The 13,295-nt window shown below is 63.8% G+C and carries 15 protein-coding genes; 4 read left to right on the forward strand and 11 right to left on the reverse strand.

Annotation, left to right across the window (positions count from 1 at the left end; translation table 11 throughout):
• Positions 1 to 17 precede the first annotated feature (17 nt).
• The 4 genes from D769_RS09240 to D769_RS09255 all read right to left on the reverse strand — a co-directional run bounded on the left by D769_RS09240 (position 18) and on the right by D769_RS09255 (position 3,662).
• Positions 18 to 1,127, reverse strand: coding sequence for an alkene reductase (locus D769_RS09240; protein ID WP_008644290.1), 1,110 nt, complete (start codon positions 1,125 to 1,127; stop codon positions 18 to 20).
• 7 nt (positions 1,128 to 1,134) lie between these two features.
• A complete protein-coding gene (locus D769_RS09245; protein ID WP_008644292.1) occupies positions 1,135 to 1,770 on the reverse strand; it encodes a TetR/AcrR family transcriptional regulator in 636 nt (211 codons plus the stop codon).
• Between the two features lie 99 nt (positions 1,771 to 1,869).
• Positions 1,870 to 2,856, reverse strand: a complete 987-nt coding sequence (locus D769_RS09250) for a tripartite tricarboxylate transporter substrate binding protein (protein WP_008644294.1) — start codon at positions 2,854 to 2,856, stop codon at positions 1,870 to 1,872.
• Between the two features lie 47 nt (positions 2,857 to 2,903).
• Positions 2,904 to 3,662 (reverse strand): enoyl-CoA hydratase/isomerase family protein, encoded by a 759-nt coding sequence (locus tag D769_RS09255; protein ID WP_008644296.1) that lies wholly within the window; start codon positions 3,660 to 3,662, stop codon positions 2,904 to 2,906.
• Between the two features lie 189 nt (positions 3,663 to 3,851).
• Between D769_RS09255 and D769_RS09260 the strand changes: the two genes are divergently transcribed.
• Positions 3,852 to 4,535 carry a GntR family transcriptional regulator gene (locus D769_RS09260; protein ID WP_008644299.1) on the forward strand — a complete coding sequence of 228 codons (684 nt, stop codon included), beginning with the start codon at positions 3,852 to 3,854 and terminating at the stop codon, positions 4,533 to 4,535.
• Positions 4,536 to 4,549: 14 nt separating this feature from the next.
• On the opposite strand, the gene D769_RS09265 is transcribed toward D769_RS09260, so the two are convergent.
• The gene (locus D769_RS09265) at positions 4,550 to 5,785 is read right to left on the reverse strand and encodes a CoA transferase (protein ID WP_040010962.1); all 1,236 of its coding nucleotides are present in this window, start codon (positions 5,783 to 5,785) and stop codon (positions 4,550 to 4,552) included.
• Between the two features lie 86 nt (positions 5,786 to 5,871).
• Complete coding sequence (locus tag D769_RS09270) at positions 5,872 to 6,582, reverse strand: YoaK family protein (RefSeq protein WP_008644301.1); 711 nt, start codon at positions 6,580 to 6,582, stop codon at positions 5,872 to 5,874.
• A gap of 95 nt (positions 6,583 to 6,677) precedes the next feature.
• Between D769_RS09270 and D769_RS09275 the strand changes: the two genes are divergently transcribed.
• On the forward strand, positions 6,678 to 7,802 hold the full coding sequence (locus D769_RS09275) for a porin (protein ID WP_008644302.1): 1,125 nt from the start codon (positions 6,678 to 6,680) through the stop codon (positions 7,800 to 7,802).
• Between the two features lie 108 nt (positions 7,803 to 7,910).
• Here D769_RS09275 and wrbA read toward each other — a convergent pair whose 3' ends face one another.
• The 4 genes from wrbA to D769_RS09295 form a co-directional block, all read right to left on the reverse strand.
• Positions 7,911 to 8,510, reverse strand: coding sequence for an NAD(P)H:quinone oxidoreductase (gene wrbA, locus D769_RS09280; RefSeq protein ID WP_008644303.1), 600 nt, complete (start codon positions 8,508 to 8,510; stop codon positions 7,911 to 7,913).
• 87 nt (positions 8,511 to 8,597) lie between these two features.
• Positions 8,598 to 8,963 carry a nuclear transport factor 2 family protein gene (locus D769_RS09285; RefSeq protein WP_008644304.1) on the reverse strand — a complete coding sequence of 122 codons (366 nt, stop codon included), beginning with the start codon at positions 8,961 to 8,963 and terminating at the stop codon, positions 8,598 to 8,600.
• A gap of 50 nt (positions 8,964 to 9,013) precedes the next feature.
• Positions 9,014 to 9,436, reverse strand: a complete 423-nt coding sequence (locus D769_RS09290; RefSeq protein ID WP_008644305.1) for a DoxX family protein — start codon at positions 9,434 to 9,436, stop codon at positions 9,014 to 9,016.
• Between the two features lie 52 nt (positions 9,437 to 9,488).
• Entirely contained in the window at positions 9,489 to 10,187 is a 699-nt protein-coding gene (locus D769_RS09295) for a pirin family protein (RefSeq protein ID WP_040010965.1), read from the reverse strand.
• A gap of 179 nt (positions 10,188 to 10,366) precedes the next feature.
• Here D769_RS09295 and D769_RS09300 point away from each other — a divergent pair, with 179 nt between their 5' ends.
• Positions 10,367 to 11,284, forward strand: a complete 918-nt coding sequence (locus tag D769_RS09300; RefSeq protein ID WP_008644309.1) for a LysR substrate-binding domain-containing protein — start codon at positions 10,367 to 10,369, stop codon at positions 11,282 to 11,284.
• 28 nt (positions 11,285 to 11,312) lie between these two features.
• On the opposite strand, the gene D769_RS09305 is transcribed toward D769_RS09300, so the two are convergent.
• Positions 11,313 to 12,548 (reverse strand): NADH:flavin oxidoreductase/NADH oxidase family protein, encoded by a 1,236-nt coding sequence (locus D769_RS09305; RefSeq protein WP_008644310.1) that lies wholly within the window; start codon positions 12,546 to 12,548, stop codon positions 11,313 to 11,315.
• Positions 12,549 to 12,644: 96 nt separating this feature from the next.
• Here D769_RS09305 and D769_RS09310 point away from each other — a divergent pair, with 96 nt between their 5' ends.
• Entirely contained in the window at positions 12,645 to 13,058 is a 414-nt protein-coding gene (locus D769_RS09310; RefSeq protein ID WP_008644311.1) for a MerR family transcriptional regulator, read from the forward strand.
• Positions 13,059 to 13,295: the final 237 nt, after the last annotated feature.

Raw genomic sequence — 13,295 nt, forward strand, 5'->3', positions numbered from 1 at the left:
GCGCGCAATGCCGAAGATCAGGCCAATGCCGGATAGTCGACGTAGCCGTGCGGGCCAGTACCACCGTAGAGCGACGCGTCCTCGAACGGACTGTTCAGCGGCTGGTTCTCACGGAAGCGACGCGGCAGGTCGGGGTTGGTGATCATCTTGCGGCCGAACGAGACCATGTCGGCACGGCCGGCGCGGATCGCTTCTTCGGCCATTTCCTTGCTGTAGCCGTTATTGAGCATCCACACGCCCGAGTACAGGCGGTGCAGCGCCTCGTAGTCGAACGGCACGTTGTCGCGCGGGCCACCCGTGTAGCCTTCGACCACGTGGATGTACACCGGATGGAGTTTTTCCAGCTCACGCACGACGTATTCGAACAGCGGCTGCGGATTGCTTTCCACCGCATCGTTGACCGGCGACACCGGCGCCAGTCGGACACCCACGCGATCGGCACCGATTTCGGCAGTCACCGCCGCCATGACTTCAAGCAGGAAGCGGGCGCGGTTCTCGATACTGCCGCCGTAGGCGTCGGTACGCTTGTTCGTGCCATCGCGCAGGAAGGCATCGAGCAGATAGCCGTGCGCGCCATGCACTTCGACGCCATCGAAGCCAGCCTTGATCGCGTTGGCTGCGGCGACGCGGAAGTCATTCACGATCTCCGGAATTTCCGAAGCTTCCAGCGCGCGCGGCAGCGAGCATTCGACGTAGCCCTGGCCATTGATATACGTCTTGGCATTGGCCGCAATGGCCGAAGGCGCCACCGGTGCCTGATTGTCCGGCTGGAAATGCGAGTGCGACATGCGACCCGTATGCCAGATCTGCAGGAAGATCTTGCCGCCTTGCGCGTGCACGGCGTCGGTTACCGTCTTCCAGGCCGCGATCTGCTCGGGCGTGTAGACGCCGGGGGTGTTCGTGTAGCCCTGGGCAGTCTCCGAAACCTGCGTGGCTTCGGCGATGATCAGGCCGACGCTGGCGCGCTGGCGGTAGTACTCGACCACCATCTCGGTCGGCACCAGATCGTCATCGGCGCGGCTGCGCGTGAGCGGTGCCATGGCCATGCGGTTGGCGAGTTCGATACGGCCCAGCTTGATCGGCTGAAACAGGGCTTCGGTGAGGAATGCTTCGGTCTGTGCACCCATGAATGACTTACTCCAAGGTTGGACTGTGGTGGATGCCGGCCGCGGCGGCCGGCTGGAACAGGTGGTCGAACATCAGGTCGACGCTGCGGCGCAGCGGGGCCACCGAGCGTTCGATCTTCATACGCAGCAAGGCGCCCTCCCACGTATCCCAGACGAGCCCCGAAAGCTCGGCTGACGCGATATCGGCGCGGATCTCACCATGCGCCTGGGCAAGGCTGATCATGCCGGCCAGCCGTTCGCGCCAGGCGAACTGGGCGTCCTGCAGCACGGCCCGACAGGTATCGCTCGTCAGGGCGATCTCGGCAGCAAAGTTGCCGATCAGGCAACCCGCCTGCGTGGGACAGCATTCGTGATAGGTAATCATCCGCGTGAAGACATAGCGGATCGCCGCCATCGGCTCGGGCGGGGCGTCCTCCATCATGGCTTCCCATGAGCGGTGCAGATAATCGGCGTACTCCGCGATGATCGCTGCCGCGAACGCTTCCTTGCTTTCGAAGTGGTTGTAGAACGAGCCCTTCGGCACGCCAGCGTGATCGGTGATCTGCTGGATGCCGGTGGCGTTGTAGCCGTGGTGGGAGAACAGTTCGCGACCCGCCTTGGTCAGGCGGTTCGGAATGTCGGTCTTGTCTGATGTACGAGCCATGGCGGAAATAATATGACCAGTCGTCTTAAAAAGTCAAACGCCTGAATCGTCACTATTTCCGCCATTGGCCATGGGCCTGGCGGCCCTGCTCCGCCCAGCCTAGTCCAGATGTGCGCCAGACTGCTCAATCAATTGCTTGGACTTGGCCCCCTCCGCCAACGCCCATTTGCGGAATTCGTCCGGCGACGCAGAAGGCAGCGCCTCATTGCCTTGCGCCGCGAGCTTGCGCACCACCTCGGGATCGCTCAATGCCTTCTGGCTTGCGGTGAAGAGCTTGCGCACGACATCGGGCGGCAGATTGGCTGGGCCAAACAACCCGAACCAGAACGTGAAATCGTAGCCCTTGACGCCACCCTCCGACACCGTCGGCAGGTTCGGGAGCAACGGCGACCGCTTCTCCGACGTCACGGCCAGCGCCTTGAGCTTGCCGGTCTCCACCATCGGCAGCACCGACGGCGGCGTGGCGAAGATCATCTGCGCATCACCAGCAATCACGGCCGTCACCGCCGGCGCGCCACCCTTGAACGGCACGTGCTCCATCCGCGTGCCGCCGAGCTTGTTGAAGTAGACGCCAGCCATATGCGGCGCCCCGCCACTGCCGGACGACGCATAGAAGTACTTGCCGGGATTCTGCTTCGCCTTGGCGATCAGTTCCTGCACCGACTTCACACCGATATCGTTATTCACCGCCAGGACCATCGGCGCGATGGTCCAGCGCGAGATCGGCGTGAAGTCCTTCTGCCCGTCGTAGCGGATCGTCTTGTAGAGGATCTTGTCCGCGCCGAAGAGGTTCGCGCTACCCATGAAGACCGTATAGCCATCGGGCTCGGCGCGGGCTGCCGCTTCCGCCGCGATGGTCGTGCCGGCGCCGGGCTTGTTGTCGATGATGATGCTCTGCCCCAGGTCCCGGGACATTCTCTCCGCGACGATGCGCGCCACGGCATCCGCGCCGCCGCCCGGCGGGAAACCGACGATCAGCCGGATCGGTTTGGTTGGATACGCGGCAGGGCCCTGCGCCCACGCCAGCGTCATCGGCACCAGCAACGCGGCGGCGATGCATACCCTCGATGCCTTCGCTATCTTCATGCTTCTGTCTCCATTTCGGTTCTACTAATGAAAGCCGGCTCCCTGGACTAGTTGCCCTGGAACCTTGGTTTGCGCTTTTCCTTCCAGGCCAGCGCGCCCTCCTTGATGTCAGCCGATTGCGCGGCGCGTGCAACGTCGACAGCCAGTTCCTCGACATCGAGCACGCCCCGGGCAATCCGGTTGAGATGTTTTTTCATGCCAAGCACCGCGAGCGGCGCCATGCTGGCGACCGTTTCGCTCAGCGCATCGACGTTCGCGTCGAGGTCGGCGGCGTCGACCAGCGATGTCAAAAAGCCGCAGCGCAGCAGTTCGTCCGACTGGAGCCGGGCCGCGGTCAGGAAGAGCCGCTTGGCGGTGTCCAGGCCGAGCCTGGTCACGTATCGCTCCATGCCACGCTTGTAGAAATGCAGGCCGAGACGCGCGGCGGGCATGAACATGTCCGTTGTCGGTACGCCAACGCGGAAGTCGCACGCGAGCGCGAGATCGGTGCCGCCGCCATAGACGCCACCGTTTAGCGCGGCGATGGTGACAGGCCGGCAGTCCTCGACCGTGTTGACGAGTTCTTCAAAGCCCGACCCACGCTGCCCCGCCGCGAGCTTGCCGATATCGAAGCCGCTGCAGAAGTACTTCCCGGTGCCACGAATCCGCAGAACGAGCGCTTCGCTGGCGTTCACCGTTTCGATATGGCGATGAATCTCGTCGAGATCATCGGGCCCAAGGCGATTGGCGACGTCGGGGCGCTGGAATGTGATGGTGGCAACTCGCCCTTCGATGGCGAGCGAGGGCAGTCCGGATGTGTCGGTCATGGGAGGTTTGGGGATGAAGGTGTGTAAAGGCGTAGAGGCATAAAGGCGCTCACGCAGCAAATCTGTGCATGCGCAAGCTAACGTTATGTGTACATAAACGACGAAAAAGATCGAACTCCGGGCCGGAAGGCGGCCGGAAAGCGCCGGCAGCAGCGTAGAATCGCCACATCTACAGCGATGAACACAGGCATGTCGGAAGAAAAGAAGAGCCGCACCGAGACCATCAGGTCCGAGATAGAGCAGGAAATCCTGTCCGGGCACCTGCCGAGCGGCACCCAGATCGATGAACAGCAACTGATCGACCGTTTCGGCGTGTCCCGCACGCCCGCGCGCGAGGCGCTGATCCAGCTCGCCTCGGCGGGACTCGTCACCCTGGTGCCGCGCCAGGGCGCGATCGTGTCGTCGATTACATTGCGCGACTACGTCGCGCTGAGTGAGATCCTGGTCCAGCTGGAATCGCTTGCCGCCCGACTCGCCTCGCGCCGCATGACACCGGCGGAGCGGGACGCGCTGGAGACCGCGTACGAAGCGTGCGCGGCCGCGCAGGGAGATGCCGAGGCCTACCGCGCCGCCAACGACGAATTCCATGGCGTGCTCTACGAGGGCAGTCGCAACGACATCCTGGCCAAGCAGATCCGCACCATGCGCGCGCGGATGCGTGGCATGCGGGACTACCGCTTCGAGCACCCCGCGCGCGTTCGCGCATCGCTGGCCGAGCACAAGGCCGTGCTCGACGCGATCAAGGTTGGCGACGAGGATGCCGCCGCCGAAGCGATGGTCCGGCACATCTCCGCGGGCGGCAATGTCTATGCCGACATGATCGCGGCGATGCCCGACGATGGCGCGGCGGTCAGCCGCGGACGTCGCCCGTAAACACATCACGCGCATCACGCCGCGACCGGATGAGCGCAGTCGTGGACCACGGCGTTGCGTAGCAGGTCCTCGATCTCTCCCGCGGCAAATCCAAACTCCTGCAGCACCGAACTGGAATGCTCGCCCAGCGCGGGGGCCGGGCCGGTCAAGCTGGCGTTGCCCCCGTCGAACAGGACGGGTAGCCCCAGCGCGCGCGTCACGCCGCCGCCTGGCTTGCGGGCTTCCATGACCATCCCGACTGCCTTCGCCTGCGGATGCTCCAGTGCCTGCCCCACGTTCTGAACCGGGCCGACAGGCACCCCCACGGCATCGAATCGCTCCACCCACGTCGCCACGGGCGCGCCCCTCAGGACATCGGTGATCAACACTTCAAGTTCGGCACGGCGCGCGAGTCTTTCCGCCGCGCTGTCGAAACGCGGATCGGCCTTCCACTCCGGATGGCCCAGCACGTCGGCGATGCGCTCCCAGTTGGTCTGATTGGCGCCCCCGAGCGCGATACCGCCATCAGCGCATTGATACACCTGGTAAGGCGCGATGAGCGGATGCGCCGTGCCGACCGGCTTCGCAATCGCCCCGGTCGAGAAGTAGGCCGCCGCGTACCAGTAAAGCTGCTGCATCGACGCCTGCAGCAGCGAGGTCTCGACGCGCGAGCCCTCGCCCGTGCGTAGCCGGTTGATGTACGCGGCCAGGATACCGAATGCGGCCAGGATGCCAGCATTGACATCGGCGATCGACATGCCCGGCTTGACCGGGTCGCGGCCCGGCTCTCCCGTCACGCTGATGAGCCCCGAGAACGCCTGCAGAATCAGGTCGAAACCGCCCTTGCTGGCCAGCGGCCCCGTCCGTCCGTATCCGGTAATCGAGCAGTAGATCAGGGCCGGATTCACCTCGCGCAGCACGTCGTAGCCAAGGCCCAGTTTCTCCATCACTCCCAGACGGAAGTTCTCGGTCAGCACATCGGCCTGGGCAACCATCCGCTTGAGCACGGCCTTGCCCTCTTCCTTGCGCAGGTCAAGTCCGAGCGACCGCTTGCCGCGATTGACAATCAGGAAGGAAGGCGGCAATCCGCTGTCGCCCGGCCGACGGTACTTCCGCGCGTCATCCCCGGCAGGAAATCGCTCGATCTTGACCACGTCGGCCCCGAGATCGCCCAGCATCAGCCCACAGGTGGGGCCCGCCAGAATCTGTGACAACTCAAGCACTTTTACGCCAGCCAGCGGGCGAAACTCATTGGCTTCCATTTTTTGCATACTTTGACGCTGTTAATGTATGCGGATGGTACACCAAAATATTTCAAATCAAAAAGGCGAAATTTCGGCGGCTGGTGAACCTCGGTTCAGGCCAACGCCACCCGGCCGGGCCAACGCTGGCGACACACCGCCGCCAGCAGCAGCACCGGCAGAAAGACGCACCAGAAACTGACCGCCTGATAGGCAAGCGCGCCGAGCACCGCGCCGGCGGCAAACCCCACCACGGCTGGCAGCATCTTGCGCAGCCGCGTGACGATCGCCCCGGTCTGTTCCGGGCTGGCGGAAGTCAGATCGACGAGATCGATCACGACCTGGGTGGTATTGCCAGTCATGATGGTGGTCGGCCCCAGGTCGGCCAGCGCGGTACGGGACAACGCGTTCTGGATGCCCATGGCCACCACGGCCAGCATTCCCGCAAGCGTGGACGGCAACGCATTGGCAGTCAGGCCAGCGCCAGCCTTCGCCCAAAGCCCGGTGCCGATGAACAGCAGCAGGAACAGGCATTCGATGGCGAGCAGCAGCGCAACCACGGGACGCTGGCGTCGCGCGAAATTCGCTTCGAGCACACGTGTGGCGGCCACCGCGATGACAAAGGCCGGCAGTGCCAGCAGCTTGGTCGCCAGGCCGTCCGAGTTCCCGGTCAACTCCACGCCGATCATGATGAAGTTGCCGGTCACGTGGGCCGTGAACAGCCCGAACAGGGCGATAAAGCCAACCACGTCGACAAAGCCTGCGACAAACGACAGCACACAGCCGTGCATGCTGGCCGGAATAGGTTTCTGGTTCTCGAGCGCCATGATTCCCTTGTAGTGGTCCCTCTATCGATCAGCGTCGATTCCCGTCCGTGCGACGCTTCACTACTATAGGAATCAAACCAACGGGGGAGCGCGAGATGACAAGAGTTGGCGTGTGGCACTGGATGCGCCCCCTGGCGGCGTTGGCGACGTTATCGGCCTCGGCCACCTGCCTGGTCGGCACGGCCAACGCCCAGTCATCCGTTGTGATTTACGGGCGACTCAATACGGCCGTCGAATACGCGTCAGCCTCCACCGCGACCGACGGCACCCACCTGGGTGGCACTGCGCGGCTGACCAACAACCGGTCCGTCTTCGGTATTCGCGGCGAGGAAGCGCTCGGCTATGGGCTCAAGGCCATCTGGCAGGTCGAGAGCACGCTGTCGATCGACACCGGCGCGGGGCAGATCGCTGCACGCGACACGCGGCTCGGCATGGCCAGCCCGTACGGCACCGTATTCATGGGCAACTGGGATACGGCCTATACCACTTCGACCAAGACCCTCGACCCCTACTACCCGACCACCGCCGGCTATATGTCGATCATGGGCAATGGCGCGGCCGCCACCACGGACAACGTCCAGAACACCAACTCGTTCGACCGGCGCCAGCAGAACTCCCTGCATTACCAGTCGCCGCAATGGCACGGGTTAAGCGGCGCGATGACCTGGGGCCTGCCGGAAGAAAAGATCAGCGTGCCGCGTAATCCGGCGCTGTACTCGTTCGCGGGTGCGTACGAACGCGGCCCGCTCAGTGTGTCGATGGCCTACGAGATCCATCAGCACTATCAGACCGCCGGCCGTAACGACGATGGCATGAAGGTCGGCGTCTCCTACCAGTTCCCCACGACGACGATCGCCCTGGTGTACGAGCGATTGCACTATCGCACTGCCACCGGCGACCTGACGCGCAACAGCTATTACACCTCACTGGTCCAGAAGCTCGGACCCGGCAGCGTGAAGATCGGCTTCACGTTCGCCAGCAACGGCGCGGGCAATGCGACCGAGACGATTGGGTCATTCCATGCCGGCCCCGAGACCGGCGCCACGCAGATCACTGTTGGCTACGACTATCCGCTTTCCAAGCGCACGTCGATCTATACCTACTACAGCCGGATCAATAACAAGCGGAACGCCCTCTATGACTTCGCCATCAACGGTCTGGGCGTGAAGGCCGGCGCCGACCCGCAGACCTTTGCACTGGCCATGCGGCATAACTTCTAGCACCCGAGCGCGCCGTTCCGCCATGGGCGAAAGGAAGCGACGCCCAGGCAAGACGCCACTCCCTGCCCGACTGCCACCGGCAGGCCGCTCAGCTAGCGATACACAACTTCAGCCGAACAGCTTGTTCGCGGTCTTCGCGATCAGTTCGCCCTGGTGGCGCGCACCCGCGAGTTCGATGGCGCTCGGCTGACGCTGCCCTTGTCCACCAGCGATGGTCGTCGCGCCATACGGCGACCCGCCGACGATTTCATCCAGCGTCATCTGCCCTTGATGGCTGTACGGCAAGCCGACGATAGTCATGCCGAAGTGCAGCAGGTTGGCAATGATCGAGAACAGCGTGGCTTCCTGCCCGCCGTGCTGAGTGGCAGTAGACGTGAAAGCGCCACCGACCTTGCCGTTCAGCACGCCGCGCATCCACAGGCCACCGGCCTGATCGAGAAACGCGGCCATCTGCGAGGAAATGCGCCCGAAGCGCGTTGGCGTGCCGACCACGATGGCGTCGTAGTTAGCCAGATCCTCCACCGTGGCTACCGGCGCTTTCTGGTCGACCTTGAAGTGGGAGGCCTCGGCTACCGCCGCCGGCACCGTTTCCGGTACCCGCTTGACATCGACGGTAGCGCCGGTGGCGCGAGCGCCTTCAGCGACTGCCTCCGCCAGGGCTTCCACATGCCCGTAGGTGGAGTAATACAGCACTAGGACCTTGGACATTTGCAGACTCCTTCATGAGGATTCTATGGTTCCGGCAACGCCGGAGGGATTCGGCAGCGCCAGCCTTTGGGGCGGGCGCGCCACGACTCAAGGCAATTCGTCGAAGAAGAGATAAACGGCGACAATGCGGCCGTCCCTGGCAACGATGAAGTCGGTACCCGCATACGCAGGCGCTTCGCCAGGACGCCCCGATACCCATCGAATGCGCCCCCCGTCCCCCGCCACCTCGGGCTCGGCAATCGGCTGATACCGGAAGTCCGGATGCGACGCCTTGATAACACCTGCAATCCTGTCGATCGCGTCGCGGCCACGATGGACACCGCTGTTCGGATCGTAGAACACGCTGTCGTCAGTAAAGATATCGTCGATGGCGCGGCGCCTGCGCGCCGGATCGATTTCGCCGAAGACCTCTTCAAGATTGCGCCGCAACAGCGTTGGAATACTGTTCTGCATTGGTTGCCTCCTGCAGGCAATTCGTCATGCTTGCCAAGCAAGCGCCGATATCAGTTCGCCCGCAACGCCGTCTTGCGCGGCGCCGGCCCCGCAAGACGCGCGTCCAGGCTCCATGCGCCCGCGCCAAAGCTGGCGATCTGCAAAAGGCCGCCCGCGATCATCAGATTCTTCAGGAAGTGAATCATCTGATTCTGATCGGCGAAGTTGTGATGGAAGAAAACGGCTGTCGCCACACAGAATGCCGCCATCACTAGCGACGCCGCGCGCACCCGATAACCCGACAACAGCATCACGCCGCCGCCCACCTCGACCGCCACCGCGATCAGGTATGCCAGCGGCGCCGCCGGCAGGCCGACTGCGGAAATATAGCCAACGGTTCCGCCATATGCGGCCAGTTTGCCGAGACCGCTCATGAGAAATGGCGCACCGAGCAGGATGCGGCCGAGTAGCGGGAAGTACTTGTTGTGTTCCATGGTCATGTCCTTTCAGACGAAAGTGATTCGAGGTGGATGGATCAAGTGACTCTCAACGGGTTTCCACCATCACCAGTTCAGAGTGTTCAAGCGCCGCGACGTCGATGGATGCGGCATTCGTGATCGCCACCCCATCGCGCAGCCCGACGAACTCGCCATCCACGGCGATACGTCCCGAAGCCACCACGAGGTAGGCGTTGCTGTGCGGAGCGAATGAATGTGTGAGGCGATCGCCGGGCCCGAGCGTCGCGGCGAGAAGCCGAGCATTCGCACGGATCGGCAGTGCGTCGCCGTCGCCGGGAAATCCACTGGCCAGTACCGCGAAGCGTCCGGATCGGTCAGCCTCGGGAAAAGGCCGGGTCTCCCATCGCGGGTCACCGCCACGCTCGCGCGGCAGCAGCCAGATCTGATAGAGCCTGAGCGTCTCGCTGCCGCGGTTGGACTCGGCGTGACGAATGCCACGGCCGGCACTCATCACCTGAACCTGTCCCGCCCGGATCGTGCCGGTAGAGCCCAGCGTGTCGCGGTGTTCGAGCGTCCCCTGGCGGACATACGTGACGATCTCCATGTCGCGGTGCCCATGAAGCGGAAAGCCTCCATCGACCGCTATCTCGTCGTCATTCCAGACAATCAGCGAGCCAAGCGGGCGATGCGCGGGGTTGCCAGCGGCATCGACCTGGAAGTGGTGCTTCGCGCGGAGCCAGCCATGATCGGCTGCATCCAGTGATTCCCAACGCCGGTGTACGAGCATTTCCATCCCCTCGGTCAGGCCGTCCGCGATCGGCCGGCTCTCCCATCGACCCGCACGATTTAGCGTGGTCTCTGGTTGGGATGAATGCTAGACAAGCAACGACAACGGCGAAATATCCGCGTTTGCAAAGCATCGTTGCCACCAGTAGGATGATCCGATCATCCTGAAGGCCCCTCCACATGGATCAGATACCGGACCTCAACGACCTTCGGCTGTTCGCCGAAGTGGTGGATCGCGGCAGCTTCACTGCCGCCGCCCGTAGCCTTGGCCAGCAGACCTCGAAACTGAGCCGGCGCATCCGCGCGCTGGAGGAGGCGCTTGGCGTGCGCCTGCTGAACCGCACCAGCCGCAGCCTGTCGCTGACGGAGACCGGGCGGCACTTTCACCAGCACTGCCTTGCGGTGGTGGCCGAAGCCAGGGCCGCCAAGGAGATCGTCGACCAGACCCGCTCGCAGCCACAGGGCACCGTGCGGATCAGTTGCCCGGTTGCGCTTCTCAGCTCGGGTGTCGCCGAGACGGTTTCCCGTTACGTGCGCGACAACCCACAGGTGCAGGTTCTGATCGATGCCACCAATCGCCGCGTCGACGTCATCGAGGAAGGGCTGGACTTCGCGATCCGCGTCAGGCCCGCGCCGCTGGAGGACACCGACCTCGCGGTCCGGCAACTGGGCTTGTCCACGTTTGTCCTTGTCGCAAGTCCGGAACTGGCAAGGCTGCACGCCCCGCCAGCCTCGATCGAATCGCTACATGACTGGCCGACCATTGCCATGGCCAGCAACAACGAGCGATACATCTGGAATCTCGTCGATGCCGCCGGAAAGGAGCGTGCTTTCGCGCACCGCCCCCGACTCGCAACGGACGATATCGCTAGCCTGAGAATCGCCGCGATGCTCGGCGTCGGCGTGGCCATGCTGCCGAGGGAATTCATCGAAGAGGATCTGCAGTCAGGCCGGCTGCTGCATCTGCTGCCCGAACTGGCCTCGACGAGTGGGCTCGTGCACGCGATCTTTCCGACGCGGCGCGGCATGGTGCCCGCCGTGCGGCATTTGCTCGATGCCCTCGTCGCCGGATTCGAAGCCGCGAATCAGAAGCGATAGTGGGCCGGCCCCTTACCCTTTATTACCCTTAGCCCAACTCCCGTCCCATCATCCAGCGCTTGTAACGCCTTGTCTGGCAGGCGTTGGCCATTTGCTGCACGACCAGTGCCCTGAGCGGGGAGACCCGTGGATGCGTGCCGCGTCCCTGGCTGAGCCGCTTGAGCTGGAACTTGACCACGGCCATGTTGGCCAGCGAACCCAGCACCTTGTTCTTCCATGTGATCGGGCGGAGCGCGGGCGCGTTGTTCCTGCCCGCCAACCAGTCGCGCGGCAGGTTGGGATCGATGGACAGCGCGGTAGCGATGCCAACCATCGCAATGCCGCTATCGACCACCTGGTCGGCCACGGCGCGGCGACGGATACCACCCGTGACCATCAGTGGCATCTGCGCGATGGCAGCGATATCGCGCGCAAAGGCCAGAAAGTACGCCTCGCGCTCGAGCGTGCGGCCATCCCGCGCCTGCCCTTGCATGGCCGGGGCTTCGTAGCTGCCGCCCGACAGTTCCACCAGATCGACGCCGAGCGGATTGAGCAGTTCAACCACGCGCTTCGCGTCATCGGGGCTGAATCCCCCACGCTGGAAATCAGCCGAGTTCAGCTTGACGGACACCACGAAAGCTGGCGACACCGCCTGCCGCACCGCACGTACGATGTCGAGCAGCAGGCGCGCGCGGTTCTCGATCGGGCCGCCCCATTGGTCCTGTCGCCGGTTAGCCAGCGGCGACAGGAACTGACTGAGCAGATAGCCATGGGCCGCGTGGATCTGCACCCCAGTGAAGCCGCTCTGCTCGGCCAGTTGCGCGCTGCGGACGAAGCGCTCGCGCACATCGTCGATGTCGGCTGCCGTCATCTCCCTGGGAACGGGAAACTGCTTGGACAGCGCGCCCAGTTCCAGCGGAACCGCTGACGGCGCCAGCGTGGTCTGTCCCAGCGCGGCGGGCATCTGGCGGCCGGGGTGGTTGATCTGCATCCAGACGTGGGCGCCGTGCGCGCGCGCGATCCGCGCCCATTGCCGGAAGCGATCCAATTGGGCGTCGTTCTCCAGCACGACGCCATTCGGTCCGGTCATTGCCCGGTGATCGACCATGACATTGCCCGTAAGCATCAGGCCGGCGCCGCCCGCGGCCCAGGCTTCGTAGAGGCGCAACAATGCGTCGGATGGCGCATGGTCCGCATCGGCCATGTTCTCTTCCATGGCGGCCTTGGCCAGGCGGTTGGGAATGACTGCGCCGTTGGGCAGGGTGAGGGGCGTGAACAGTTTCATGGCTGGGGTTCGCAGGCATTTGCGCATTGCGTTGACGACTGCGTAACCCTAAGCTTAAAGTCAACTTTAATGTCAAGTCCCCCTGGAACACTGCAGATGAAGATTGGAGAACTGGCACGCCTGAGCGGCGTGGCCGCCTCGCGCATTCGGTTCTACGAGGCAAGTGGCCTGCTCCAGCCGGTACAGCGGCAGGCCAATGGCTACCGTGAGTACGCCCCGGAAACGCTGACACGGCTAGAAATCATCCTGCGAGCCCAGAACGCCGGCTTCTCGCTCGACGAAATCCGCGCCATCCTTCCGACCCATCTCAATGACTGGCCACGCGACAAGCTCATCGCGGTATTGCGGCGCAAGGCCGGCGAGATCGAGTTGTTGGAACAGCGGCTGGCAGGCACCCGGCGCGACCTGCTCACGCTCGCCCACGACATCGAGAACCTTGCCGACGACGAAGACTGCTCGGGACACGCGCAGCGCGTGCTGGGGCAGATGGATCAGCGCTCCGGGCGCTGATTCATGCAGTTTCATTCAACGGTTACGCCGATTACGCCGGGCATATCCCGTGCGTAGCACGGCGATGCTGGACCAAAGTCCCCTACCCGATCCAGGCGTCGATTGATAGGCTTAGCTGCAGTGGCTCCCACGAGCCGCGTGTGGCTTGACGCCTGTGCAAAGAGGAAAGGACCAGGAAGCCACTCCGGCATCGGCGATATCAACAGGCAAAGCACGATCGTCAAGGCCGAACACGTC

It is taken from the genome of Cupriavidus sp. HMR-1 (assembly GCF_000319775.1).
Taxonomy (GTDB): Bacteria; Pseudomonadota; Gammaproteobacteria; order Burkholderiales; family Burkholderiaceae; genus Cupriavidus; species Cupriavidus metallidurans.